Annotated in this window: 22 protein-coding genes; 14 read left to right on the top strand and 8 right to left on the bottom strand. The window is 71.5% G+C overall.

Annotation, left to right across the window (positions count from 1 at the left end):
• Positions 1-10: 10 nt before the first annotated feature.
• From ACFSVL_RS00585 to ACFSVL_RS00570, 4 genes are all read right to left on the bottom strand, one after another.
• Positions 11-1036: a quinone-dependent dihydroorotate dehydrogenase gene (locus ACFSVL_RS00585; RefSeq protein WP_378299284.1), complete on the bottom strand. Its 1026-nt coding sequence runs from the start codon at positions 1034-1036 to the stop codon at positions 11-13.
• Positions 1037-1772: 736 nt separating this feature from the next.
• A complete protein-coding gene (locus ACFSVL_RS00580) occupies positions 1773-2345 on the bottom strand; it encodes a GNAT family N-acetyltransferase (RefSeq protein ID WP_378299282.1) in 573 nt (190 codons plus the stop codon).
• A 358-nt stretch (positions 2346-2703) separates the two neighbouring features.
• Entirely contained in the window at positions 2704-3522 is an 819-nt protein-coding gene (locus tag ACFSVL_RS00575) for a DNA-formamidopyrimidine glycosylase family protein (protein WP_378299280.1), read from the bottom strand.
• Between the two features lie 4 nt (positions 3523-3526).
• Positions 3527-4378: a ParA family protein gene (locus tag ACFSVL_RS00570; RefSeq protein WP_378299278.1), complete on the bottom strand. Its 852-nt coding sequence runs from the start codon at positions 4376-4378 to the stop codon at positions 3527-3529.
• Between the two features lie 112 nt (positions 4379-4490).
• On the opposite strand from ACFSVL_RS00570, the gene ACFSVL_RS00565 reads away from it, so the two are divergent.
• The gene (locus ACFSVL_RS00565) at positions 4491-5216 is read left to right on the top strand and encodes a methyltransferase domain-containing protein (protein WP_378299276.1); all 726 of its coding nucleotides are present in this window, start codon (positions 4491-4493) and stop codon (positions 5214-5216) included.
• A 3-nt stretch (positions 5217-5219) separates the two neighbouring features.
• Here the strand turns inward: ACFSVL_RS00565 and ACFSVL_RS00560 are convergent, their stop codons facing one another.
• Positions 5220-5534, bottom strand: a complete 315-nt coding sequence (locus ACFSVL_RS00560) for a hypothetical protein (RefSeq protein WP_378299274.1) — start codon at positions 5532-5534, stop codon at positions 5220-5222.
• A 109-nt stretch (positions 5535-5643) separates the two neighbouring features.
• Between ACFSVL_RS00560 and dinB the strand changes: the two genes are divergently transcribed.
• Together dinB and ACFSVL_RS00550 are read left to right on the top strand one after the other, a co-directional pair.
• A complete protein-coding gene (gene dinB / locus ACFSVL_RS00555; RefSeq protein ID WP_378299382.1) occupies positions 5644-6861 on the top strand; it encodes a DNA polymerase IV in 1218 nt (405 codons plus the stop codon).
• A 729-nt stretch (positions 6862-7590) separates the two neighbouring features.
• Positions 7591-7995 (top strand): DUF3040 domain-containing protein, encoded by a 405-nt coding sequence (locus ACFSVL_RS00550; protein ID WP_378299272.1) that lies wholly within the window; start codon positions 7591-7593, stop codon positions 7993-7995.
• Between the two features lie 481 nt (positions 7996-8476).
• Here ACFSVL_RS00550 and ACFSVL_RS00545 read toward each other — a convergent pair whose 3' ends face one another.
• From ACFSVL_RS00545 to ACFSVL_RS00535, 3 genes are all read right to left on the bottom strand, one after another.
• A complete protein-coding gene (locus tag ACFSVL_RS00545) occupies positions 8477-11029 on the bottom strand; it encodes a transglutaminase family protein (RefSeq protein WP_378299270.1) in 2553 nt (850 codons plus the stop codon).
• Positions 11030-11105: 76 nt separating this feature from the next.
• On the bottom strand, positions 11106-12377 hold the full coding sequence (locus ACFSVL_RS00540) for a DUF58 domain-containing protein (RefSeq protein ID WP_378299268.1): 1272 nt from the start codon (positions 12375-12377) through the stop codon (positions 11106-11108).
• A gap of 32 nt (positions 12378-12409) precedes the next feature.
• Complete coding sequence (locus tag ACFSVL_RS00535) at positions 12410-13474, bottom strand: AAA family ATPase (RefSeq protein ID WP_378299266.1); 1065 nt, start codon at positions 13472-13474, stop codon at positions 12410-12412.
• Between the two features lie 263 nt (positions 13475-13737).
• Between ACFSVL_RS00535 and ACFSVL_RS00530 the strand changes: the two genes are divergently transcribed.
• From ACFSVL_RS00530 to mraY, 11 genes are all read left to right on the top strand, one after another.
• Positions 13738-14103: a hypothetical protein gene (locus ACFSVL_RS00530; protein WP_378299264.1), complete on the top strand. Its 366-nt coding sequence runs from the start codon at positions 13738-13740 to the stop codon at positions 14101-14103.
• The gene (locus ACFSVL_RS00525; protein ID WP_378299262.1) at positions 14096-14644 is read left to right on the top strand and encodes a DUF3558 domain-containing protein; all 549 of its coding nucleotides are present in this window, start codon (positions 14096-14098) and stop codon (positions 14642-14644) included. Before ACFSVL_RS00530 ends, ACFSVL_RS00525 begins: the two co-directional genes overlap by 8 nt.
• A gap of 22 nt (positions 14645-14666) precedes the next feature.
• Entirely contained in the window at positions 14667-15236 is a 570-nt protein-coding gene (locus ACFSVL_RS00520) for a PE-PGRS family protein (protein ID WP_378299260.1), read from the top strand.
• Entirely contained in the window at positions 15233-15931 is a 699-nt protein-coding gene (locus ACFSVL_RS00515; protein ID WP_378299258.1) for an ESX secretion-associated protein EspG, read from the top strand. Before ACFSVL_RS00520 ends, ACFSVL_RS00515 begins: the two co-directional genes overlap by 4 nt.
• A 659-nt stretch (positions 15932-16590) precedes the next feature.
• Positions 16591-17022, top strand: coding sequence for a division/cell wall cluster transcriptional repressor MraZ (mraZ, locus tag ACFSVL_RS00510; RefSeq protein ID WP_009080393.1), 432 nt, complete (start codon positions 16591-16593; stop codon positions 17020-17022).
• 193 nt (positions 17023-17215) lie between these two features.
• Entirely contained in the window at positions 17216-18172 is a 957-nt protein-coding gene (rsmH, locus tag ACFSVL_RS00505; protein WP_378299256.1) for a 16S rRNA (cytosine(1402)-N(4))-methyltransferase RsmH, read from the top strand.
• On the top strand, positions 18169-18831 hold the full coding sequence (locus ACFSVL_RS00500) for a hypothetical protein (RefSeq protein ID WP_378299254.1): 663 nt from the start codon (positions 18169-18171) through the stop codon (positions 18829-18831). Before rsmH ends, ACFSVL_RS00500 begins: the two co-directional genes overlap by 4 nt.
• Positions 18831-20747 carry a peptidoglycan D,D-transpeptidase FtsI family protein gene (locus ACFSVL_RS00495; protein WP_378299252.1) on the top strand — a complete coding sequence of 639 codons (1917 nt, stop codon included), beginning with the start codon at positions 18831-18833 and terminating at the stop codon, positions 20745-20747. The genes ACFSVL_RS00500 and ACFSVL_RS00495 overlap by 1 nt, the downstream gene beginning before the upstream one ends.
• Before the next feature lie 340 nt (positions 20748-21087).
• A complete protein-coding gene (locus tag ACFSVL_RS00490) occupies positions 21088-22647 on the top strand; it encodes a UDP-N-acetylmuramoyl-L-alanyl-D-glutamate--2,6-diaminopimelate ligase (protein ID WP_378299380.1) in 1560 nt (519 codons plus the stop codon).
• Positions 22644-24152 carry a UDP-N-acetylmuramoyl-tripeptide--D-alanyl-D-alanine ligase gene (locus ACFSVL_RS00485; protein WP_378299250.1) on the top strand — a complete coding sequence of 503 codons (1509 nt, stop codon included), beginning with the start codon at positions 22644-22646 and terminating at the stop codon, positions 24150-24152. The genes ACFSVL_RS00490 and ACFSVL_RS00485 overlap by 4 nt, the downstream gene beginning before the upstream one ends.
• On the top strand, positions 24149-25231 hold the full coding sequence (gene mraY / locus ACFSVL_RS00480; protein WP_378299248.1) for a phospho-N-acetylmuramoyl-pentapeptide-transferase: 1083 nt from the start codon (positions 24149-24151) through the stop codon (positions 25229-25231). The genes ACFSVL_RS00485 and mraY overlap by 4 nt, the downstream gene beginning before the upstream one ends.
• The last annotated feature ends 3 nt before the right edge of the window (positions 25232-25234 follow it).

The raw sequence follows: 25234 nt of genomic DNA, 5'->3' as shown, positions 1-25234 counted from the left end.
TGTTTTTTCTTTATCGGGCGGCGAGCCCGCGGCCGACGCGGCGGACCAGCCCGGGGCCGTGCAGGGCGAAGCCGGTGTAGATCTGGACGAGGCTGGCCCCGGCGTCGAGCATCCGGCGGGCGTCGTCCGGGCCGAGGATGCCGCCCACGCCGATGATGGGCAGTTTGCCGCCGGTCTTCTCGTGGACGAAGCGCACGACTTCGGCCGACCGGTTGGTCAGCGGGCGGCCGGACAGGCCGCCGGCTTCCGAGGCCAGCGCTGCCTCGGCGGGGGCGATGCCTTCGCGGGACAGGGTGGTGTTGGTCGCGATGATTCCGGCGACGCCGTGTTCCAGGCAGACTTCGAGCAGTTCGGCGAGGGCGTCGTCGGTGAGGTCGGGGGCGACTTTCACCAGCAGGGGAGTGTTGCCGCCCAGTTCGGTGCCGGTCTTGCGCAGTTCGGCGAGGAGTTCGGCGAGGGCCGATTTGTCTTGCAGAGCGCGGAGACCGGGGGTGTTCGGGGAGCTGACGTTGATCGCGAAGTAGTCGGCGTGGGGGTGCAGGGTGCGGAGGGAGTAGCGGTAGTCCTCTACCGCTTCGTCCAGTGGGGTCACCTTGGACTTGCCGATGCTGATTCCCAGCGGTACTACGGGTTTTCCGTGTGCGGCCAGGCGGTCGGCGAGGGCTTGGGCGCCGTCGTTGTTGAAGCCCATGCGGTTGATGACGCCGTCGGTGGCCGGGAGGCTGAACAGGCGTGGTTTCGGGTTGCCTGGTTGGGGGTGGCGGGTGACTGTGCCTACTTCGACGAAACCGAAGCCCAGGGCTGGCCAGGCGTGGAGGGCGCGGCCGTTCTTGTCCATGCCTGCGGCTAGGCCGATCTTGTTGGGGAAGGTCAGGCCTAGGACGGTGGTGGGATCGTTGGTGCGGTACGCCTTGGTGATCGGGCGGAGCGCGGTGCCTGCGCGGCTCAGCAGGGTGACGGTGCGTTCGTGGACTACCTCGGGGTCGTGGTAGGCGAGCCGGTACATCGCTGGGCGGACGATCCTGTCGAAGAGCACGGGTCCATGCTGCCGTATTGGGGGTGGTGGGGGTGGTGGTGCCGTCCGTTCGTGTGGTGTGGGACTCGTGGGGGGCTCGTCGCCTGGCGGCGACATTGCGTCCGGTCGGTTGCGTGGGGCACCCCGAAGCCTGATTGTGCTGACGGTCTGGGGGTGCTTGTCAAGGCGGGAAAGATGCCTTGACAAGCACCCCCAGACCGCAGGGAGGCTTCGTATCGGGGTGCGGGGGTGGGGCTGGGTGCCTCGCTGGGTCGGGTGAGTCGGCTGCGGTTGGGGGTGGGGGCTTGCGCCCCAATGTGGCGTTGGGTGCATGTGGCGCACCCAATGTGGCGTTGGGTGCGTGGGATGCACCCAATGCCACATTGGGGCGTTTCGGCGGTGGCCGGGCCAAGGTCTGTGAAGGGCACCTTGAGGGAATCTGGGTCTGTGAAGGGGTCCCTCACGGGCGGCCGGGGTCGGCGAGGGTCGTGAGGGGAACCTTGCGGGAATCTGGGGCTGTGCGGGTTCCCCTCACGGACGGCCGGGGTCGGCGAGGGTCGTGAGGGGAACCCTGCGGGAATCTGAGTCTGTGAGGGTTCCCCTCACGGCCCATGGCTGGTCGGGGCGCGTGGGAGCGGGCTTTCCGGGCCGGGCGTTCAGCTTGAGCAAGCCGCGTTTTGCCGTCCAGGCCGCGATTCTCGCCGCCGGGCCGCGCAAAGCCCAGGCCCCACCACCGAAAAAATCCCGGCGAAAGGGGTCAAACCGCCCGGGCGGCGCTGGCTTTCCACTCGCCTTCCAGCATGGCGTAGACCAGTTCGTCGGTCCATGCGCCTTTGACGATCTCGTTTTCCCGCAACCGTGCTTCCTGGCGCATGCCCAGGCGTTCCATCAGGGCCGCCGACGCGGTGTTGCGGCCGTCGCAGCGGCCGATGATGCGGTGCAGGCCCAGGTCTTCGAAGCCGAGCCGCAGGAGTTCGCGGGTGGCTTCCAGCGCCAGGCCTTTTCCGTGGTGGTCGGGGTGGAAGACGAAGCCGATCTCGCCCTGGCGGTGTTCGGCGCTGAGGTATTCGAGGTTGAGGTCGCCGATGAGCTGTCCGGTTTCGGCGAGTTCCACGGCCACGGCGAGGAACTGGCCTTCCTCCGTCAGGGTCGCGCTGTGCACGCGCTTCGCTAGCGCGGCCGCGGATTCCGCGCGGCTGCGCGGGCCCCAGTACAGGTATCGGACGACGTCCGCGCGGGACTGGAACGAGTTCAGGGCATCGAGATCGTCGTCCCGGAACGGGCGGAGGAGCAGGCGTTCGGTGCTGATCGGATAGTCCGGCCTGAGCATTGCTCCAGCCTAGCGATTTCCCGCACCCCGCGCGGCGGGTGATCGCCGGACGGTCGGCCGCGCGATGCGGCAATGGAAATTCCCGGGGCGCCTCCTGGACGCCGTCAGCGTCCAGGCTCGAGCCGGACCGGTGCTCGAGAACCCCGGGAACCCGGTGACTGCCTGGTATTCGTCAGCAGGCAGCACGTGAAGCAGGCGATGAGCCGAAGGTGGCTCTTGTTGCATCGCTGCTCAAAGTCCCAACACGTGCCATCCGCTAGCGGACAGCCACCTCACGAGTCCTGTGTGAATACAACTTAGGACCACCTCCTCTCTCGTGTACTGCCACGCTAACCGCGAACCTCTCGGTCCGGCAACATCATTTGCGCGGCAGTCCATCCGGCGGGACCGGGCCGGGCTGGCAGCGCGGGCAGCACCAGGTGGGGCGCTGGTACGGTCCGTCGCCCTGCTGGCGCACCAGCAGCGGGCCGCCGCAGCGGAAGCAGCCCTGCCGCGTGCGTTCGTAGACCCAGGTGCGCCGTCCTCGCCGCAGGTCGCCGGTGGTGGCTTGTTCGTGACGCCACGCGTTGGCGACCAGCAGCTTCCTGGCGAGCGCGACGGCTCGTGCTGGGTCCACTTCGGACACTGGGGTCCACGGGGAAACCCGCAGCAGGAAAGAGATCTCGCACTTGTACAGGTTGCCGACGCCGGCCATGATCCGCTGGTCCAGCAGTGCGTCGCCGAGTTCGCGGTCCGGTTTCGCGGCGAGGTTGGCGGCGGCGCGGGCCGCGCGGTCGTCTGTCCACTGTGGATCGAGCAGGTCCGGGCCGAGGTGTGCGACGAGGGTGTGTTCCTCGGCGGTCGGCAGCAGTTTCAGGTCGTGCAAACGGAAACCGATCGCTTGGACGTCCTCGGTCATCAGCACGACGCGCGCGTGATGGGCGGGCATCGACCACTTCGCGCCCGCGGCCTGGATCTTCCACTCGCCGTCCATCCGGAGATGGCTGTGCAGCGTCAAGTCGCCGGAGAAGCGGGTGAAGAGATGCTTGCCGACGGTGCCGACGCCGTGCACTTCACGGCCCGCGAGGTCCACAGTGGCCAGTTCGGGGTGGCGGAACTGGCCGCGCACCAACGTTTTCCCGGCGAGTGCGCGGTCGAGCAGCTTCCCGGCCAGGAATACGGTGTCGCCCTCGGGCACGTGCTCAGCCCGCGGTTTCCGACACTTCCGCCTGCGCGGCTTCTTCCTCGGCGCGCACGCGGTGCCGTCCGGCGCGGTTGGAGCGCAGGATTTTGGCGAGGACCATGTTGAAGGTCAGCGCGATCTCCTGGGCGCCAGGGGAGTGCCACTCGTGGATCGGGCTGCACGCGCCCTGTGCCTGCTGCACCGCGAGCCGGTCCGGGATCGCGGTCGGCATCACCAGCGAGCCGAAGTTCTCGCGCAGCTCCGAGACCCGGAACTGGTGCTCGTACGACCGCACGCGCAGCTTGTTCACCAGCACGCCGATCGGCCGCAGCGACGGATTGCTGTCCTCGCGGATCCGTTCGATCGCTTCGAGCGCGCGCTGGGCGCCGGCCACCGCATACATTGTGGGCTCAGTCACAATGAGCGCGCTGTCAGCCGCCACGAGCGCCGATTTGGTGAGCCTGCCGAGCGACGGCGGGCAGTCGACGATCGCCAGCTCGTACGGTTCTTCGCGCAGCGGGTGCTGGTGCAACTCGTCGAGTGCGCGGGAGAGGTTCTCCAGGCGGCGGCCGTCGGAGTCGGGTTCGTTGAGCGACTCCAGCTCCTCGGCGCCGACCAGCACGTCGATCTCCTCGCTCCACACGCTGGGCGCGATGGCGCGTTCGAGGACGGCCCGCGCGGGCGTCTCGAGCACGTCGGCGAGCGTCGCGTCGGTGAACGGCGGGTCGAGCGAGGTGGTGGCGTTGCCCTGCGGGTCGAGGTCGGCTACGAGCGTGCGGGTTCCCCTACGCAGCGCGGCCGACGCGATACCGAGCGCGACCGTCGTTTTGCCGACACCACCCTTGAGGCTGAGAACGGCGACCGTGTGCACTCGACACAGCCTACGGCCCGCGCGCCGGGGCGGTAGCCCGGAAGGTGGCGAACGCCGCTACGGCACCCACGCGGGTCACGGCAAGTGACCGGCGGCCATTACCCTGTCGGCCATGAAGACCGACACCGTGGCCGCCCGGGGTTCTGGCGCCGTTCGCCGGGCGCTCGAGGCCGAACTGCGGGCCGCCCGCGCCCGGGGCGTGGAGCAGCCGGTCGTCGTAGACGTCGGCGGCGGAAGCGGCGGCTGGGCGGTGCCGTTCGCCTCGGCCGGATGCCTGGTCACCGTGGTCGAGCCGAACCCCAACGCGCTCGCGACGCTGCGCCGGCGCGCCGACGAGGAGGGCGTCTCCGACCGCATCACGGTGATCGCGGACGACTCCGACGCGCTCGGCGCGCACGTCCCGGCCGGATCGGCGGATCTGGTGCTGGCGCACGGCTTGCTGGAGGTCGTGGACGACCCGCGCGTGGTGCTCGACGCGCTCGCCACGGCTGTCTCGCCGGGCGGCGCGGTGTCGGTGCTGGTCGCCAACCGCACCGCGGCTGTGCTGCATCGCGCGCTGGCCGGGCGGATTTCCGAGGCCCAGCGGTTGCTCGAAGGCGCTGATGGCGTCGTCGCGGGCGACACCGTGCTGCGCCGTTACGACAGCGCCGGGCTGACTGAGTCGCTGGTCGCGGCCGGCTTGGAGGTCACGCTGCTGCAGGGCGACCGGGTGATCTCGGACGTCGTGCCGGGCGAGGTCCGCGAGGACGAACTGGCCGAGTTCGAGCTGACCGCCTCGGCGGTGCCCGCGCTGCGCGACGTCGCGGGCCGGTTGCACGCGATCGCCCGGCGGGGCTGAACGTCAGGTCCGGTGCGCCAGTGTGGCGATGCCGCCGGAGACGATCAGCACTAGCCCCAGCGAACCGACGACGATCCCGGAGACGGCCCGCTGCCGGTCGGCGGCGTTGTCGGCTTTCACCTCTTCGTAGGAAAGTTCGCGGCTGCTGGTGCCGACGGGCCCTTCGACGCAGCGATCTTCCGGCTGCATCGTCCGCAGGCCGCAGATCACGGTGTCGCTGTTCCGCACCAGGTCGAGATCGCCGTTGACGAGCAAGAGGCCGCCGAAGGCCAGGACGGCACCGGCGACCAGCAGCGACCGGATCCAGCGCGGGCTCATGCGGGGAACGTAGGCGCGTTCGCTGGGACAGGTCCCGAGCGCCCGGAATTGTCGGTGGTGGCAGGTAGCGTCCGGAGGCGTGGGGAGAAACGCCGAACTGCCGAGCGGGATGGCCCGCTACCGCGTCACCACGGGCGCGACCGAGCTGCCGGACGACACCGGCTGCCCGATCCTGCACGTGGACATGGACGCCTTCTTCGTGTCGTGCGAGCTGCGCACGCGGCCGGAGCTGGCGGACCAGCCGGTCGTCGTGTCCGGCGGCGGCCCGCGCTCGGTCGTCGCCGCGGCGAGCTATCCGGCGCGGCGCTTCGGCGTGCGCTCGGCCATGCCGTTCTCCACGGCCAAACGGCTCTGCCCGCAGCTGGTGTGCATTCAGCCGACGCCGGGGCTGTACGGCGAGGTCTCGCGCGGCGTCATGGGGATTTTCCGGCAGCTGACGCCGCTGGTCGAGCCGCTGAGCCTGGACGAGGCGTTCCTGGACGTCGGCGGCGCACTGCGGCGGCTGGGGACCACTCCGGGCGTGCTGGGGGCGCGGATTCGGGAGCGAGTGCAGGCGGAACACGGGATCACGTGCTCCGTTGGCGTCGCGAAGGTGAAATTCGTGGCGAAACTGGCTTCGGGGATGGCCAAACCGGACGGCATGGTGATCGTCCCCGCGGCCGAGACGCTGGACTTCCTGCACCCGCTGCCGGTGTCCGCGCTGTGGGGCGTCGGGAAGCGGACCGAGGAACAACTGCGGCAGCACGGCTGGCACACGATCGCGGACGTAGCCGCTACCTCGCCCGCCCGGCTGCGGCGCTCGGTGGGCCGGGCGGTCGGAGACCACCTGTGGGCCCTGGCGAACGGCCACGACGACCGGGCCGTGGAACCGGAGTCGGCGGAGAAGTCGATCGGCGCCGAGCACACCTTCGACGTCGACGTCCTCAACCGAGCCGAACTGGGCTTGGAACTGCTGCGGCTGTCCGAACGAGTCGGGGCGACGCTCCGGTCGCGCGGACTGCGCGGCAGGACGGTGTCGATCAAGGTGCGGTTCGCCGACTTCCGCACGATCACCCGGGCACGCACGGTGCTCTCGGCGACCGACGTGGCCCGCGACATCCACCGGACCGCGGTCGAACTGCTGACCGAGCACGCGCCGACGGGAGCGGTCCGGCTGATCGGGGTCAGGGTGGAAGGCCTCGACACCGGCGACGAGGGAGAGCAGCTGTCGTTCGCGAACGACGAGCCGCGCTGGCGAGACGCCGAGGTGGCGGCGGACGTGGCACGGCTGAAGTTCGGCTCGGCGGCGATTCGGCCCGCTTCGCTGCTTGCTCCTCGGGAGGAGTGAAGCTGGGCAGGGTGAAAGCTCGCGGTCGGGCCTCGGTGTGGCGCTTCGTGATGCGTGCCCCGGGTAGTCGGGCCGGTTCTGTGCAGCATCAGCGCCGGAGGTAGCTCGCCGCGAGCGGCGATCGCCTAAGGCTGCTCGGCGGCGGCGGTGCGCCCGCCTGGGTCTCTGCTCTCGGCTCGGCGTCCTGCGACGCGCCTCCGAGCAACAGGGTCGTGGGCGATTCACCGAGATGAGCGCTCGGTTGGCAATCGGCGTCCGGTACGGCGGCACCGAGCGGGCTCAGAAAAATAGGGGTCGGCAGTCGCGCTGAGTCAGCACCCGGCACCGTGGTCGAGCGGTGGGGGATTGCCGGGCCGGGGCGCGGGCAAGTGAAAAAGTGGCGGACGGTATCGATCGGCGGAAGATCCCGCCGAAGGGGACGTCAGCGGGGCCGGTGGCCGGCCCGGGGACGGTTTCTCTCCGTCACGAGGCACCCCGGCCGGGGGAGGCTGACGGGGCGACGGAGGGGCCTGAACTGCGCCGAAGGGGGTGACTTCCGTCGCGGTGACGCACTGTCAACCCGCATTGTGCGGGATTTCCCCCGATTCGATCATTTCCGGATCGGGGATCGGGTAGTCGGACGAGCGCGGGGCTCGTATCCTGGACAGTGCCACCCCGCCTGGGGTTGGCTGTTGGGTCCAGGACGTTGCGCGGCCCGGCGCCCGCGACAGCTGTGCCGGAGGAGGAAAGATGCCACTCTCCGAGCATGAGCAGCGGCTGCTCGACCAGATCGAGCGCGAGCTCTATGCCGAGGACCCCAAGTTCGCATCCACGGTGCGTGGCACCCGGTTGCGCCGACCCGCGCGCCGTCGGCGCATCCAGGGGATCGCCCTGTTCGTCGTGGGCGTCGCGCTGCTGGTGCTCGGTGTGGTGATCCCGGTATTGCGGGTCGCCGACATCCCGGTGGTCAGCGTGCTCGGGTTCCTCGTGATGTTCTTCGGGGTCATGATGGCCGTGACGTCGCTGCGCCACAGCGACAGCGGCGGCAAGGACAGCCATGACGACGGAGGCGGCGGAGGGAAGCCATCCGGCCGCAAAAGCTCCTTCACGCAGCGCATGGAGGAACGTTTCCGCCAGCGCTTCGAAGGCCAGTAGCTCGACGGCGAATCCGCGCTTCTCCCCTCGGGGCGGAGCGCGGATTCTCGTGCGCGGGCCCGGACTGCACCGTTTAACGGGACACCGGACTCCCGGCGGCGCGACGTGCGCTCGATGCCGTTGGCAGAGGCGTGCTTAGCGCGGCGTGGCGCGCGGTTGCTTTCGGCAGGAGCGCGTCTAGCCAGACGTGGTGGTCGGATGCTGTTGGCTAGGCGCGGGTGAGTTCCGGCGTGGTGCGTGGATGCGCTCGGCCGAGGCGCAGTTAGTCCAGCGCGGTGGACGGTTGCTGTCGGCAGAGTCGCTATGAGCCCGGCGCGGGCGCTGCCTTCGCCGGGACGCGGTCCCGAAACCGTTGTGGTGTCAAGGCGCGTAGACGCGCGCCCTGATCAGGCCAAGCATCCTGCCGCGACGTCCGGCAGTGAGTGCGGGCACGCGGCGTGACCCCGCCGAGCCAGTCAGCCAGCCACGCCACCCACCCGGATCACCGCCGTCGGCGCAGTACCGATCTCGGGAACAACCGTCCCCGCAGGGAAAGCGGGGCGGTGCGGCGCAGGCTGTCCCGCAGCTGCCCGAAAGCGGGCTCCAGCGTCGGGTCCGGGGTGGTTTCGTCGCTGTACCAGCTGCGTTCCACCGCGCCCAGCACGGTGCGCAGCGCCTCCCGACCCGAATCATCCAAGCGGTGGCGTTCGGCGATCTTTCCGCCGGCCACGCGGACCGTGTCGCTGTCGGAGATCGGCAGGTCTCGGTCGGCGCACTCGGCTTTCAGTTCGCGCCAGGCCGCGTCGGCGGCTCCGGGGGCGTGCGTCGCGATCGTCTGGAGGTGGCGGCGGCGCATCAGGTCGCGGATCGCGGCCGGGCCGCCGGTTGCCGCGAGGAGCAGGACGACAAACCCCGCGAGCCACCACGACACCATTCCGGCCAGCAAGCCGAGTGCGGCTACCAGCAGGACGGCACCGGTCAGCGGAAGCCACAGCGCGGCGAGGCGCAGCGGGGTCGGGGCGGTGACTGGGGTTCGGACCAGGACGTTGCCGTCGGGAGCGGAGCCGGGCGGGACGCCGGAAGGGGGTACCTCCGCGGCGGGCGGGGGACGGCGGCGCAAGAAGTACGACGTCGCGACCGCGGCGGCGCCGAGGACGGCCAGTGTCAGGGCCAGCCAGGTCAGCCAGCTGTTGTCGGGCGTCGTGTCCGCGGGGGCGGCGGGGGCGGCCTGGTCGTGGTTCTTGTCGGGCGACGCATCCGTCGACGGGGTGGTCGAGCGCGGGGCCGTCGGGAGGTCGTCGGTGGCGTTGGGCTGCTGCGGGTTCTGGGTGTTCTGCTGCAGGTACGACGGGACGATGCCGCGTCCGTCGGCGAGCGGGGTCGGGTCGAAGCTGACCCAGCCCTTGTCCCCGAAGTACGCCTCGACCCACGCGTGCGCGTCCTGCGAGCTGATCGACTGGTAGTCGCCCTTCGAGATGCCCGGCGTGAAGCCGATCGCGACCCTCGCCGGGATGTGCGCGACGCGCAGCATCACCGCCATCGCCGACGCGTATTGCTCGCAGTAGCCCCGTTTTCCCTTGAGGATGAAGTCGGCGAGAGCGTCGGCGTCGGTGGCGTCGGCGGTCTTCGTGTCGTACACGAAACCGTTCTGCGCGCTGAAGTACTGCCACAGCGCGGTCGCCCGGTCGAAGTTGTTCGTCTTGCCCGCGGTGAGCTGCTCGGTCAGCGCCGCGACCCGCTTGTCGACCTGGCCGATCCGCGTGTAGAGACCGGGCACCTCGTCGGATTTCGGTGCGGCTTCCCGCAATTCCGCGGCGGTCGGCTCCTTCAGCGACGCGGTTTCCACGTACGGCGGCGCGGGTTCGCTGGCCGTGGTGAACACCGAACCGCTGACCCGGTCGTACAGCCACTGCGGCGGCACACCCCGGAGCGCGCGCGGGGCGCCGTAGACCGGCAGCCAGTTGTCGACCCAGCGCGTCGGCTGGATCTGGATCTGCCGCGACACTCCGGTGCCGTCGTCGCCGGGCGCGGCGGGCAGCGTGCTGTTCGCGACCACGCCGGACTGCGCCTGTCCGCCGGCGCGCAGGCCCCAGCCCTTGTTCGGGGTGTAGGTGTCGAGGGTGAAGGCGCGCATGAGGCGGCGGTCCGGGCCGAGGCCGCGGACCTGGAACAGCTCGGTGTTCTGGCCCTGGTCCAGCAGCCCGCGCAGCTGGGTGAACGGCGCGATGCCGAACCCGCCGGTCCCGTCGCCGTCGCCGCCGGGGCCCGAGCCGAACGGGATCTTGCCGACCGTCCCGACCATGGTGATCCCGCCGCCGAGCAGGCCGAGCACGATCGCCGAGCTGACCACGGCGACCGGGGCTTGCGCGAGCCGCAGCATGCCGTCGGACCCGGGGGCGTCGCGGTTGCGCCAGCGCCGGTGCCGGTGGTTGCCGTCGAGGGCGAGCAGGCACGCGAAGGCCCCCGCGCCGAGCACGAACGTCCACCACGGCATCAGTTCGTCCGACAGCGCCGCGGGCACCGCGTACACGCAGAGCAGCACCAGCCCGGTCGCCGCCGGTGCCGCGGCGGCGACCGCGAGCGTGTCGACCAGCACCGCGACCAGGCCGACCGCGATCGTGACCAGGCACAGGATCGGCTGCGTGCTGTCGACCGGCGGGAGGCCGATCCGGATCTGGTCGGCCGCCGCGGTGAGCGTGGCCTGCAGTTCGCCGAAGGCGGTGGGGCCGGGGAAGATCGTGAGCACGCCCTGGGTCGTGAACGCCCCGGTGATGAGGAACAGCAGCACGAACAGCTGCCCGAACCCGGCGACGACGGTCGGCGCGCGCAGCGACCGCAGCGCCAGCCCGGTGCCCGCGACGAGCACGACGGCCACGACGAGGTACCCGAACCAGGCCCATCCGGAGACGACGCTGGTCAGCGAGGTGGCCGCGCACAAGGTCGCGAGCCCGGCGGCGACCGGCGGCAGCACGCTGCTCCGCCACGCGGGCGGGGGATCGGTCGGCTGCGGCGTGGGAGTGTGCGGGATCGGCGGGCGGGGAGCGGTGGTGGTCATCGGTTCCCCTTGCGTGCTCGTGAGCGGCAATCACGGTTAGAACCGCGATTGCCGCGCACGACGGTGGTCAGCGGGCTCATCGCGTACCGCCGATCACTGTCGACCGGTGGGTGCCCGCGCGGCACAGCAGCCCCCAGACCTCGGGCATCGGCGTCCGCGGACCGGCCACCACGACGCCCCAGCCCGCCCCGCGCAGCAGGTCCGCCGACTCCTCGGTCGCCGCGGCCAGATGGTCCGGCGAGGCCGAACCCGCCCAGCTCGGCGTGTCCAGGAGGACGGCGAGGCTGCGGACCCCGCGCGCCCGGTAGCGCGTCAGTTCGTGCACCGATTCCGCGCTCACCGTGCCGAGGATCGCGATCAGCTCCTGTCCGTCGGCCGGGTCGTGGCCGAGGGTGACGTCTCGCTGGTGCGCCGGCTGCAGCGCGGCCAGCGCGTCGAGCACCAGGTTGTCGTAGCCTTCGCCGCCGTCGCCGGGCGAGTCGGCGAGCGAGATCCCGTGCTCGGTCACCAGCCGGACCCGGTGGCCGGTCCGCCGCAGGTGCAGCGACACCGAAGCGGCGAACGACACCGCCCACTCCAGGCTCGCCCCCGGGCCGCTTCCGTGGTGCGCGGCCGCGCGGTGGTCCAGCAATACTGTCGTGCCGCCGCGCCACGGCCGTTCCTCGATGCGGACCATGATCTCGTCCCGGCGCGCCGTCGACCGCCAGTGGACCTTCCGCATGTCGTCGCCGGTGCGGTAATGCCGCACGATCACGTCCGGTTCGCCCTGCCCGGAATGCAGCCGGACGCTTCCGTCGTCGCCCGCTCCGGCCCCGGCGCCGCCGGGCAGCCCCCACAGCGACACCACGCGCGGCACGACGACCAGCCGGGAATGGCCGATCAGCTCCCGTTCGAACTCGCACAGCCCGAACGGGTCGGTGATCGTCGCGCGCAGCGGGCCGACCTGCTGGATCCCGCGCATGCCCGGACGGAGCGGATACCGCAGCAGCACGCGCCGGTCGTGCGGCAGGCGCTCGACCACGAAGCGCGGGCGGGTGCCCAGCGCGTACGGCACGCCGTCCTCCAGCAGCACCTCGCCGCCGGGCAGCCGGCCGCTGCGCCACAGTTCCAGGTCGACCTCGCCGGTCGAGCCCGCCGACACCCGGTCCGGGCGCAGCGTCCTGGCGGCGCCGAGGCGCAGCCGGGTCGCCGAGATGTAGGCGGCGACCAGCAGCGGCAGGGCGACCACGAACACCGCGACCCGCAGCAGGTCGCGTTCGTTGAGCACCAGCGAGCACACCGCGGCCGCGATCCCGGCGGCGAGGAGGCAGCGGCCTCGGGTGGTGAGGCCGGACAGCGCGCGCAGCATGCGGATTCCCTACTCGGGTAGCGGGACGCGCCTCAGCGGGCCGAGCCCTGGGGGACGGGAACGCGGTGCAGCACCGCGCGGACGACGTCGGTCGCCGAACGGCGGGCGGCGTGCGCCTCGGTGGTGAGCACCAGCCGGTGCGCCAGCACGGGCACCGCGACCGTGTGCAGGTCGTCGGGCACCACGTAGTCGCGCCCGGACAGCGCGGCCTGCGCCCGCGCGGCCCGGACCAGGTGCAGCGTCGCGCGCGGGGACGCGCCGAGCCGGATCTCCGGCACCTGCCGGGTCGCCGACACCACGTCGACGGCGTACCGGCGGACCTCCGGCGCGATGTGCACGCCCCGGACGGTCTCGATCAGCCGCAGCATCGTCTCGCCGTCGGACACCGGGGTCAGGTCCGCGAGCGGATTGTGCCCGGAGTGCTCGTCGACCATGGCCAGTTCGGCCTGCTGGTCGGGGTAGCCGATGGACACCCGCGCGGTGAACCGGTCGCGCTGGGCCTCGGGCAGCGCGTAGGTGCCCTCCATCTCGATCGGGTTCTGGGTCGCGATGACCATGAACGGCGCGCCGAGCCGGTAGGTGCTGGTGTCGACCGTGACCTGGTGCTCCTCCATGCACTCCAGCAGCGCGGACTGCGTCTTCGGCGAGGCCCGGTTGATCTCGTCGCCCACCACGATGTTCGCGAACACCGGGCCGGGCCGGAACTCGAACTCGCCGGTCTGCCGGTTGTAGATGGAGACGCCGGTGACGTCGCTGGGCAGCAGGTCGGGCGTGAACTGGACGCGGCTGACGGTGCAGTCGATCGAGCGCGCGAGCGCCTTCGCGAGCGAGGTCTTGCCGACGCCCGGCACGTCCTCGACGAGCAGGTGGCCCTCGGCCAGGAGGGTCACCAGCGCGATCCGGATGACGTCCGGCTTGCCGACGAGGACGCGCTCCACGTTCGCGGCGATCCGGCGGGCGGTGTCGTGCAGTTCGCCGAGCCCGGCCGCCGGGACCTGAGCCAGCCCGTCCGCGGACTCGACCGCCGGGTACGGCGGCTGCCCGGACCCGTTGCCGTGCGGCCCGGCTGGGGTGGCGGACTGGATTCTCGACGTCACTCGACCTCCTGGCGGTGCATAGCTGGACGGCAACCGGCGGGGATGCGCGCCTGTCCAGCGTTCTCCCCAGTGTGTCAAACCCGGGAGAACTGGGCGGCGGAACCCCGAGATCGTTTCATGGTGACGCCCAGCCACCTCGACGCTCCTTCTTACGGGTGATTATGAGGCATTTTCAGGTGATCCCGCTGACCGTATGCACTGTCGTATGCTCCGAAACGAAGTCGCCCGACCACGGTTCGACGTCGGAAGAGGTGCATCCGCGCATGAGCGAGGCCGAGGCGGAACGGAAAGCCGGGGTCCCGGGACTGTCCGGCGGCCGGTTCGCGGTCACGCCCGAGCTGGCGACCGCGACGTACGCGAAGCTCGGCGAGCTGCAGGACGTCGTCGGCGAGATGGTCCGCGAGGCCGCCGTGCTCGGCCGGTCGGTGCCGCTGGGCGGCGGGTACGCCGGCGAGGTCGGCGCGTTCATGGCGAAATACGGCCTCGGCCGCGACGGATCGGCGGTCGACAGCCTCACCGCGTTCGGGAAGGAAATCGCCGGGCTGAAGAAACGCATCGGCGGCGCGCTGGAGAAATACCGCGACCAAGACGGCGAAGCCGCCGAAGGCGTGGACTGCACCGGTGGCTGACCGTTTCGCGGCCCGCGCCGCGCTCCTTTCCCTCGCCGGGCTGGCGGCGGTCTCGCTGGTCTCGTGCGGCCGGATGCCCGGCATCTCGCACGCCGCGCCCGCCGACGGAGCGCCGACCCCCGCGCCGCCGCCGTCGTCGTCGTCCGCGCCTTCGCTGGCCAAGCTCGACCCGTGCACGCTGCTCTCGCCGCAGGACCGGTCGTCGGCCGGGCTCACCACGCAGGGCAAGGCGAAGACGATCGGCGAGGCGCGTGCCTGCGACTGGACGGTGCCCTCGACCTTCGGTCTCACCATCACCCTCGACGAGACCAACGGCCTGTCCAACCTCGACGTCTCCGGCGGCAAGCGCACCAAGAAGGACGTCGGCTCGCACGAGGCGCTGCAGGTCTCCGGCCGTCGCGGCACCTGTGCGGTGCTGCTGGACGTCGGCGGCGCGCAGAGCGTGCAGGTCGACGTCAACAACGCGAACTTCGCCGACTCCGCGCTCGCCTGCTCGCGGGCGTCGGACGTGGCCGGCCTGGTCGAGCCGAAGCTGCCGTGAACCCCGTGCGAGGAGGAAAGTCGTGACCGACACCCCGGCTCCCGAGCCGACGGCCCGGTACGAAGCGTTCAGCCACGCGGCGCTCGCCGCGCAGGCGGTCGACGGCAACGACCCGGCCGCGGCCGGCGAATCGGGCACGCGATGGGCCGGGCTGTCGCAACGGCTCGAGGACTCGATCGGCGGGCTGGTCGCGCTGTCGGCCGGCAGCGAGGAAACCTGGCAGGGCGACGCCGGCGACGCGATGCGGAAGGTGCTCGGCACCGCCTCCGGCTGGCTGGCCGAGACCTCGGTGGTGTCGGCGAAGGTCGGGGAAGCCGTGCAGGGACAGGCCGAGGTCGCCGCGCGGGCCCGGGCGGACATGCCCGCCCCGGTGGACTTCGACCCGGCGGCGATGATCCGTTCCGCCGCGGCGAGCGGCGACATGCTGCGGCTCGCCGGGCTGTCGTCCGCGATGGACGAACGCCGCGCCGAAGCCGAAGCCGCCCGGCAGAAGGCGATCGACGTCCTGCGCACCCGGGACACGGCGTTGCGCGGGCTCCTGCCCGAAGGCGAGTTCCCCGCGGTCCCGCCGCTCGGCACGGGGCCGGCTTGATCAGCCTTTCGGCGTCCGCGTTCGACATCGTCTGGGCCGACCTCGGCCTCGACGCCCCGCCCGCGCCGCTGGCGGTGCGCAGCGTGGGGGAGACCGTCGCCGACCGGTCCGCGATCCGCGAGGAGGTTTACCGGAACCTCGGCGAACGCGGCCTCTTCGACGGCCGTCTGGATGCTGCGCTGGAGAACAGCCTGCGCGTGCTGGCGGCCGCGGACCGGTACGTGGAATGCGAGGCGCTCGCGGACATGACCGCCGACGAGCCGTTCCGCGCGGTCGCCGCGGTCCGGGGCCGGAACGCGGTGCTGGCGGTGCAGCCGGCCCGGACGATCGGCCTGCGCGACATCGGGGAAAGCGAACTGGCCTCGGCGATCGTCGACGTGCTGCCCGAGCTGTCCGCGGGCCCCGGCTACGGCGTCCGGCTGCCCGCGGCGGGGGAGCCGCCCGGCGGCGCGCAGGGCGAGGAACTGCGGGCGATCCAGGCGCGGCCGGTGTACGCGGCGGGCCAGTTCACCGTCCACGTCCGCGACCGGGCGGGCAAGCTGACCCGGACCGGCGGGCTGACGTGGTTCGACACGGACGCCGGGGCCTATTCGGCGGTGTGCTCGCCGGGGCGCGGCGGGCAGGAGTGGGTGACGGTGTCCCCAGTGGACAGTGCGCGGCTGGCGGAACGGGTGCTGGAGCTGTCGCCGCGCTGACCTGGCGGGTCTGAAATGGACAGTGGTGGGCGGTGGCTCGCCCAGTGCCGTCGCGCGGGGGCTCCCCACTCGCCCCCACTTCGTGCGCCAAGTCCGTGAGGGGAACCCTGGGGGACTCTGATTCCCTCAGGGTTCCCCTCACGGACGGCTCCACCGAGCCCCACCTGCCAGGCTGCGGTCGTTCCCCCACGCTGCTCCACTGGGTTCGGCCGACGGGCCTGCCCGGCTTTCGCGGGCGTTCCGCTAAGCCCCCACCGGGCCCCACCACCTCGCCCCACCGGCGGGCATCCGGGCTCCCCACCAGGCGCCACCGTGGTTCCCCACCCCGCTCCACCTGCATCCCCACCAGCCCCCACCGGTTCCCCCACCAACCCCCACTCCTGGTCCCCACGCTGCCGAAACGCGGACGTTTCAGGCCTTCCGAGGTTGCGAGAGACCCCGTCGCGGGGGATCTTCGCCACGGTCCCCCCACCCGGCCCCCACCTGGACCCACCTCCGTGACCTGCGCAAACGTGCCACTCGACGGAGTGGCACGCGCGCGGGACTCGTTGACTGTGGTGAAAAGTGGGGTACGGTGGTGGCCAGTGGGGCGGAAGGGAGCCCCCGAAGCCGGAACCGAGCGGGGAGCCACCCGGATCCGGCAGGGGAGGTGGAGGCCGGTGTTCCTCGGCACCCACACCCCGAAGCTGGACGACAAAGGGCGGCTCACGCTGCCCGCGAAGTTCCGCGAGGCCTTGGCGGGCGGGCTGATGGTCACCAAGGGGCAGGACCACTGTCTCTTCGTCTTCCCCCGTGCCGAGTTCGAGCAGATGGCCAGGAAGGTCGCCGAAGCCCCGTTCACGAACGAGGCGGTGCGGGCCTACCAGCGCTACCTGTTCGCCGGGACCGACGAGCAACGTCCGGACGGGCAAGGGCGCGTAGCCATCGCGCCGGAGCTTCGCCGGTACGCGGGGCTGAACAAGGAGTGCGTGGTGATCGGGGCGATCACCCGGCTCGAAATCTGGGATGCCCAGGCGTGGCAGGGCTACCTGGACGAACACGAGGACAGCTACGCACAGGCTCGGGAGGAAGTACTGCCGGGCGTCTTCTAGGAGACGCCCCGGGCGCACCTGCGTCGTCGGGGGACGCGGGTACGCCGTTCGACGCGGATGCCGTGAGGCCTCTGTCCGCTCTTTGACCCTGGCGCACCTTCCCCGGTGCCAGGTCAGCAAGCGGGCGGGCAGGGACCTGACGGCATCCGCCGCATCTTCCCCGGAAAACACGCGGCAGAAAGGGGGAGAAGTCATGACGGACGCAGCCGAGCACGTTCCGGTGCTGCTGGACCGCATCGTCGAGCTGTTCGCCCCCGCGCTGGCCGATCGCGACGCCGTGCTGGTCGACGCGACCGTCGGCCTCGGCGGCCACTCGGACGCGCTGCTCGCCGCTTTTCCCCGGCTCCGGCTGATCGGCCTTGACCGCGATCCCGCCGCGCTCGAGCGCTCCGCGGAGCGGCTCGCGCGGCACGGCGACCGCGTCGACCTCGTGCACACTGTCTACGACGGACTTCCCGAAGCGGTGGCCGGACTCGGACTGTCCCAAGTGGACGGCATCCTGTTCGACCTCGGCGTCTCGTCGATGCAGCTCGACCGCGCCGAACGCGGTTTCGCCTACTCGCAGGACGCGCCGCTGGACATGCGGATGGACCCGACCACCGGGTTCACCGCCGCCGACGTGCTCAACACCTACGCGCCCGGCGAGCTGATCCGGATCCTGCGCGACTACGGCGAGGAACGGTTCGCGCAGCGGATCGTGCGCGCCGTCGTGGCGGAGCGGGAGAAGGAGCCGTTCACCCGCAGCGGCAGGCTGGTCGAGCTGCTCTACTCGGCGGTCCCGGCGGCGAGCAGGCGCACCGGCGGGCATCCGGCGAAGCGCACCTTCCAGGCGTTGCGGATCGAGGTCAACGGCGAGCTGGAAGTGCTGCGCCGGGCGATGCCCGCGGCGCTGGGCGTGCTCGCGATGGACGGCCGGATCGTCGTCGAGTCCTACCAGTCGCTGGAGGACCGGCTGGTGAAGCAGGCGCTCGCGGAGCTGGCGAAATCCCGGACGCCGGAAGGGCTTCCGGTCGAACTTCCCGGGCACGGGCCGGAAATCAAGCTCCTCACCAGGGGAGCGGAGAAAGCCGGCGAAGACGAGATCGAGCACAACCCGCGGGCCGCCTCGGTGCGGCTGCGCGCAGCACAACGGATCGGAGAGCCGCGATGACCGCACCTACGAAGTCCCGCCGCTCGTCGTCGACCGCTGCGGAGCGGGCACCGCGGAACACCGCCACCGAGACGGAGGTGCCCGGGCGGCGACGCACGACGGCCGCCGAACGCGCGTACGCCCGGCGGGCCCAGCGGGCCGACCTGTTGCGCCAGCGTGCGCCGAAAAGGCCCGCTGCGGAACCGGAAACCGTCGAAACGAAGACCGTGCGCACGCGGCTCCAGCTGCGCTGGCCGCGATCGCGCGCGTCGTTCGTGCTCGTGATGATGGGGCTGCTCGCGGTCGGGGTCGCGGCGACGCTGTGGTTCACCACGCAGGCGATCGCCGACTCGTACCGGCTCGAAAAGCTGCGCACGGACAGCGCTTCGCTGATGGAGACGAAGGACCGGCTGGAGCGCGAAGTCGCGAAGGCGCAGTCCCCGGCGTCGCTCGCGCCCGCGGCCAAGCAGCTGGGCATGGTGCCCGGCGGCGACCCGGCGCGCATCGTCGTCGGCAAGGACGGCAAGACGACCGTCGTCGGCGAGCCGAAGAAGGCTGAGGCGCCGCAGGAGGACGCGGCCGCGCCGCCGACGAACCCCGTCGCTCCGCCCGCCGCGGAGGGCGGCATCGAAGGCGACCTGCCGGGCACCACCCCGGGTCTCGCCGGGGGAGGCCAGTGATGGCGGCGGGCGGCGGCAGCCGTTCCCGGGCGGCGGGCAGCGCGCGGCGGACCTACGCCGCGGGCACCCGCCGCGCGGTCGCGAAACGGGGCAACGGCGGACAGCGCAGCCGGTTTTCCGCGGTGCGCATCATGCTTGTCGTGCTGATGGTCGTGGCCGGCGCGAAACTGGTGCAGGTGCAGTGGTTCGAGGCGCCCGCGCTGTCCGCGGCGGCCGAACGGCAGCGCACGCTCACCATCGACATCCCGGCGCAGCGCGGGTCCATTGTGGACCGCAACGGGGCGAAACTGGCGTTCAGCGTGGAAACCCGCACGCTGTCGGTGAACCTCCGGGCGCTGCACAAGACGATGGACGAGTACGCGAAGAAGTACCCGGACAAGGGCCGCAACTTCGAGACCGAGGTGACCGGCGCGGCGAAGCTGATCGCGCAGAAGGTCCCGCACCTCACCACCGAGGCCGAACAGCTGGCGCTGCTGCACAAACAGCAGTCCTTCACCTACCTCGTCGACAACGTCGAGCCCTCGGTGGCCGACCAGATCGTCAAGAAGTACGCGTGGATCAGCGTGGAGAAGCGCGCCAAGCGCGAGTACCCGGGCGACACGCTCGCGTCGAACATCGTCGGGCTGTCCAACTGGCGGATGGAAGACCCCGACGTGTCGAAGCACAACCTGCACGGCGTGATCGGGCTGGAGAAATCGCGCGACGCGGACCTGGCCGGCACGCCCGGCCGCGAGATCGTGAACACCCAGAACGGCAACGACAATCTGTACCTGCCGGGCACCGAGCACGTGCTCACCGCCGCCGTCCCCGGGTCCGATCTGCAGCTGACCATAGATTCCGACCTGCAGTTCGAACTGCAGCGCCAGCTGAGCGACTACGTCGCGAAGGCCGGGGCCAAGGGCGGCCAGGCGGTCATCATGGACGCGAAGACGTCCGAGGTGTACGCGCTGGCCGACGCGAGCACGTTCAACCCGAACGACCCGACCACGCTCAAGCCCGACCTGCTCAACAACCGGCCGATCACCACGCCGTACGAACCCGGTTCGGTGAACAAGGTGGTGACCGCGACCGCGGCGATCGACGACAAGGTGGCCACGCCGACCTCGACGCTGCAGGTGCCGGGCTCGATCAAGGTCGCCGACCGGACGGTCCACGACGCGTGGGTGCACGGCACGCAGACGTTCACCACCACCGGCGTGTTCGCGAAATCCTCCAACGTCGGCACGCTGGAGCTGGCCCAGCAGGTCGGCCCGGACCGGTATCTGGAGCTGCTGAAGAAGTTCGGCATCGGGCAGAAGACCGGCATCGGCCTCCCCGGCGAAAGCTCCGGATACGTGCCGCCGCGCAAGGACTGGTCGGCGTCCACGTTCGGCAACCTGCCGATCGGGCAGGGCCTTTCGATGACCGTGGTGCAGATGGCCGGGATGTACCAGGCGATCGCGAACGACGGCGTGCGCGTCGAGCCGCGGATCGTGAAGGGGAAGAAGAACCCGGACGGCACGGTCACGCCGGAAGCGCCGCCGAAGACCGAGCGCGTGGTGAGCCCGGAGACCGCGAAAACGGTGCGGGACATGCTGCGCGCGGTGGTGCAGAACGCGAAGAGCCCGAACGCGGGCACCGCGCCGTCGGCCGGGCTGGAGGGCTACCAGATCTCCGGCAAGACCGGCACCGGCCAGCAGATCGACCCGCGCACCAAGGCGTACAGCTCGAGCCTGGCGAACATCACCTTCGCCGGCATCCTGCCCGCCGACCACCCGCGGTTCGTCGTCGGCATCCGGCTGGACGCGCCGGACAGCACGCCCGCCGGGCATTCCGCGGGCCCGCTGTTCCACTCGATCGCGTCGTACCTGTCGCAGCGGTACCAGATTCCGCTGTCCGACGGGCCGTCGCCGGTGGTGCCGCTCGTCGTCGGCTGACCGCCGCGCCGTGCTCTCCTGACGCGACCCCAATGTGGCATTGGGCGCATGCGACGCACCCAACGCCACATTGGGTGCGCTCAACGCAACCAACGCCACATTGGGGCGGTGTAACGCATCCGGTGCCGCGTAGGGGCGGGCCGGGCGATCGTCCACACGGGCCGGTGCGGGGCCGGGGAAAGGGTTGCGCCGCAACGATCTTGACCGCTCCGCCTACCACACGCCCGGCGGCGGCGCGCGTTCGCCGTACCGCGTTGGGTCACCCGGATCCGGCCTCGGTAACCTCTCCGGCGTGTCCGTGTCCTCGTCCCAGCCCCGAAGCGGGCCCGCTGCCGCGTCGCTGCCGGACAGCCCGGCCAAGGCAGCCGCCGCCCCGCCCCGCCCGGCCCGGATCGACCCGGTCCCGCTGGCCACTCTGCTCGCCCGCGCGGGAGCCCGGCTGATCGCCGACCGTCCCGAGGCCGCCGACCTCACCGTCACCGGCACCACGCTGCGTGCGCAGCACGTGCTTCCCGGTGACCTGTTCGCCGGCCTTCCCGGAGCCCGCGCGCACGGCGCCGACTTCAGCGACCAGGCGCTCGCCGCCGGCGCCGCGGCCGTCCTGACCGACCCGAGCGGGGCCGACCGCCCCGCGCTGCGCGACGCGCCGGTGCCGGTCCTCGTGCACCCGGACCCGCGCGCCGCGCTCGGCGAGATCGCCGCGTGGATCTACGGCGAGCCGTCGCTGCACCTGTCCGTGCTCGGCGTCACCGGCACGTCCGGCAAGACCACCACCTCCTACCTGGTCGACGCGGGGCTTCAGGCCGCCGGGCGCACCACCGGGCTGATCGGCACGGTGGAGACCCGGATCGCCGGCGAGCGGCTCGCCAGCGGGTTCACCACGCCGGAGGCCCCGGACCTGCAGGCGCTGCTCGCGGTGATGCTGGAACGCGGCGTCACGCACGTGCCGATGGAGGTGTCCAGCCACGCGCTGTCGCTCGGCCGGGTCAACGGCACCCGGTTCGCGGTGGGCGCGTTCACCAACCTGTCGCAGGACCACCTCGACTTCCACAAGGACATGGAGGAGTACTTCGCCGCCAAGTCCCTGCTGTTCGACGGCCGCTCGACCACCGAGGTCGTCGTGGTCGACAGCGCGTGGGGGCAGGCGCTGCTCACGCCGCAGACGGTGACCGTGTCCATCGAAGCCGGCGCCGACGCGCTGTGGCGGGCCGCCGACATCGAGGCGACCCCGGCCGGGGAGCAGACCTTCACGCTGCTCGGGCCGGACGGGCTCAGCCGCGCGGCGAAGATCCCGCTGCCGGGCACGTTCAACGTCGCCAACGCGGTGCTCGCGGCGGCGATCCTGGACGCCGCGGGCGTCGGCGCGGACGACATCGTCGCCGGGCTCGCCGCGGTGGAGGTGCCCGGCCGGATGGAGCGGGTGTACCTCGGCCAGGCGTTCACCGCGGTGGTCGACTACGCGCACAAGCCGGCCGCGGTGGCACAGGGCCTCGACGCCCTGCGCGCCCGCACCGACGGCCGGATCATCACCGTGCTCGGCTGCGGCGGCGACCGCGACACCGCGAAGCGCCCGATGATGGGCGAGGCCGCGGTGCGCCGCAGCGATCTCCTGATCGTCACCGACGACAACCCGCGTTCGGAGGACCCGGCCGCGATCCGCGCCGCGATGATGGCCGGGGCCCGCGCGGTCGGGCCTGCCGCGGGCGGCGAGGTCGTGGAGATCGGCGACCGGCGCGAGGCGATCGCGTCCGCGGTGTCGCTCGCCCGGGCGGGGGACATCGTCCTGATCGCAGGCAAGGGCCACGAGACCGGCCAGGAGGTCCAGGGTGTGGTGCACCCGTTCTCCGACCGGGACGAACTGGAGGCCGCCATCCGCAAGCGTCTCGAGGTGACCGCGTGATCGAGCTGAGCCTTGCCGAGATCGCCGACGTCGTCGGCGGCAGGCTGCACCGCACCGACGGATCCGCTGTCGTGACCGGCAGCGTCGAATTCGACACCCGCGAACTCGGCCCCGGCGGGCTGTTCATCGCCCTGCCCGGCGAACGCGTCGACGGGCACGACTTCGCCGCGAAGGCGGCCGAGGCCGGCGCGGTCGGCGTGCTCGCCGCGCGCGAGGTTGACGCGCCCGCGATCGTCGTGCCGCCGCTGCCGCCGGGAGAGGGCAACGCCGGGTCGGTCGCGCTGACCGGCGACACCGACGGTTCCGGCGCCGCCGTGCTGGCCGCGCTGGCCAAGCTGGCGCGGCACGTCGTCGACCGGCTGGCGGCGGGCGGGCTGACCGTCATCGGCGTCACCGGCTCGTCCGGCAAGACCTCGACCAAGGACGTCATCGCGCAGCTGATCGAGCCGATGGGCCCGACGGTCGCGCCGCCCGGGTCGTTCAACAGCGAGCTGGGCCATCCGTGGACCGCGCTGCGCGCCGACGCGTCGACCAAGTTCCTCGTGCTGGAGATGTCCGCGCGCGGGATCGGGCACATCGCCGCGGCCGCCGAGACCACGCCGCCGCGGATCGGCGCGGTGCTCAACGTCGGCAGCGCGCACGTCGGCGAGTTCGGCTCCCGCGAGGGCATCGCGAAGGCGAAGGGCGAGCTGGTCGAAGCCCTGCCGGAAGACGGCCTGGCGGTGCTGAACCTGGACGATCCGCTGGTCGCGGCCATGGCGAGCCGGACGAAGGCCCGCGTCGTCGGCGTGGGGGAGTCGGCCGGGGCGCAGATCCGGGCCGGGGACATCACGGTCGACGCCGAGGCCCGCGCTTCGTTCCGGCTGATCACGCCCGAGGGCGAGGCCCCGGTGACGCTGCCGCTGCACGGCGAGCACCACGTCGGCAACGCGCTCTCGGCCGCCGCCATCGCGCGCGAGCTGGGCGCGACCACCGAGGAGATCGCGCAGCGGCTGTCGTCGCTGCAGCGGCGCTCGGAACGCCGGATGGACGTCACCACCCGCGCGGACGGCGTCACGATCCTCAACGACTCGTACAACGCCAACCCGGAATCGGTCCGGGCCGGGCTGAAGGCGCTCGCCTCGATGAGCCGTTCCGGCAGGCGCGCGTGGGCGGTGCTCGGCGTGATGGGCGAGCTGGGCGAGGACTCGGTGACCGCGCACGACGAGATCGGCAGGCTGGTCGTGCGGCTCAACATCGAGAAACTCGTCGTGATCGGCCAGGACGCGGCCGCCATGCACCAGGGCGCGCTCCAGGAGGGTTCCTGGGGCGAGGAGTCGGTGCTGGTACCCGATGTCGGGGCCGCCGTCGCCGTACTGCATGATCAGCTCCGTCCTGGGGACGTGGTGCTGGTCAAGGCGTCCAAGGCCGCCGGTCTGTGGCGGGTGGCCGAGGCGCTGCTGGCCGAACCCGGGAACTCCTCTTCCTCGTCTAACTCTGAACGCTCGAACGGTGGTCACGCGTGATCAACATCATGATCGCGGCCGCGGCGGGTCTGCTGGTCTCGATCCTGCTCACGCCCTACCTCATCCGGGTTTTCTCGCGGCAGGGCTTCGGCCAGGAGATCCGCGAGGAAGGCCCGCAGGGGCACAAGTCGAAGCGCGGTACGCCGACCATGGGCGGCGTGGCGATCATCATCGCGATGGTCGTGGGCTATTTCGTCGCGCACCTGATCACCTGGATCAGCAACTCGCGCTCGGCCGCGCCCTCGGCGTCCGGCCTGCTCGTGCTGATGCTCGCGGTCGGGCTCGGCCTGGTCGGCTTCCTCGACGACTTCATCAAGATCCGCAAGCAGCGCAACCTCGGGCTGAACAAGACCGCGAAGCTGGTCGGCCAGCTCGTGATCACCATCCTGTTCGCGGTGCTGTCGCTGCAGTTCGCCGACTCGCACGGGCTCACCCCGGCGTCGCAGAGCCTGTCCTACGTCCGCGACCTCGCGCTCATCACGTTCCCGTCGGTCGTGTTCGTGATCTTCTGCTACATCGTCATCTCCGGCTGGTCGAACGCGGTGAACTTCACCGACGGCCTCGACGGCCTGGCCGGCGGCGCGGCGGCGATGGTGCTCGCGACGTACGTGGTCATCTCGTTCTGGCAGGCCCGGCTCTCCTGCTCGACGCAGCCGCTCCCGGCCTGCTACGACGTGCGCGACCCGCTCGACCTCGCGGTCGTCGCGGCGGCGGCCACCGGGGCCTGCATCGGGTTCCTGTGGTGGAACGCCGCGCCGGCGAAGATCTTCATGGGCGACACCGGGTCGCTCGCGCTCGGCGGCCTGGTCGCCGGGCTGTCCATGACCACCCGCACCGAACTGCTCGCGATCGTCATCGGCGGCCTGTTCATGGTCGAGATGATCTCGGTGGTCACGCAGATCGCGGTCTTCCGCACGACGCGGCGGCGGCTGTTCCGGATGGCCCCGTTCCACCACCACTTCGAGCTCGCCGGGTGGGCGGAAACCACGGTGATCATCCGGTTCTGGCTGCTCTCGGCGATCTGCTGCATGTTCGGGCTCGGGCTGTTCTACAGCGAGCAGCTCAACTTCGGGGGCTGACCT

The sequence above is a fragment of the Amycolatopsis silviterrae genome (genome assembly GCF_042684085.1).
GTDB lineage: Bacteria > Actinomycetota > Actinomycetes > Mycobacteriales > Pseudonocardiaceae > Amycolatopsis > Amycolatopsis silviterrae.
Note: the sequence above shows the minus strand (reverse complement) of the source record. Positions and strands in the feature narration are given on the sequence as shown.

Bases quoted from the DNA above. Each gene is read 5' to 3' on its own strand.
- ACFSVL_RS00580 (WP_378299282.1), bottom strand. From the start codon at position 2,345: ATGCTCAGGCCGGACTATCCGATCAGCACCGAACGCCTGCTCCTCCGC.
- ACFSVL_RS00565 (WP_378299276.1), top strand. From the start codon at position 4,491: ATGAAGACCGACACCGTGGCCGCCCGGGGTTCTGGCGCCGTTCGCCGG.
- ACFSVL_RS00560 (WP_378299274.1), bottom strand. From the start codon at position 5,534: ATGAGCCCGCGCTGGATCCGGTCGCTGCTGGTCGCCGGTGCCGTCCTG.
- dinB (WP_378299382.1), top strand. From the start codon at position 5,644: ATGGCCCGCTACCGCGTCACCACGGGCGCGACCGAGCTGCCGGACGAC.
- ACFSVL_RS00550 (WP_378299272.1), top strand. From the start codon at position 7,591: ATGCCACTCTCCGAGCATGAGCAGCGGCTGCTCGACCAGATCGAGCGC.
- ACFSVL_RS00545 (WP_378299270.1), bottom strand. From the start codon at position 11,029: ATGACCACCACCGCTCCCCGCCCGCCGATCCCGCACACTCCCACGCCG.
- ACFSVL_RS00540 (WP_378299268.1), bottom strand. From the start codon at position 12,377: ATGCTGCGCGCGCTGTCCGGCCTCACCACCCGAGGCCGCTGCCTCCTC.
- ACFSVL_RS00530 (WP_378299264.1), top strand. From the start codon at position 13,738: ATGAGCGAGGCCGAGGCGGAACGGAAAGCCGGGGTCCCGGGACTGTCC.
- rsmH (WP_378299256.1), top strand. From the start codon at position 17,216: ATGACGGACGCAGCCGAGCACGTTCCGGTGCTGCTGGACCGCATCGTC.
- ACFSVL_RS00500 (WP_378299254.1), top strand. From the start codon at position 18,169: ATGACCGCACCTACGAAGTCCCGCCGCTCGTCGTCGACCGCTGCGGAG.
- ACFSVL_RS00495 (WP_378299252.1), top strand. From the start codon at position 18,831: ATGGCGGCGGGCGGCGGCAGCCGTTCCCGGGCGGCGGGCAGCGCGCGG.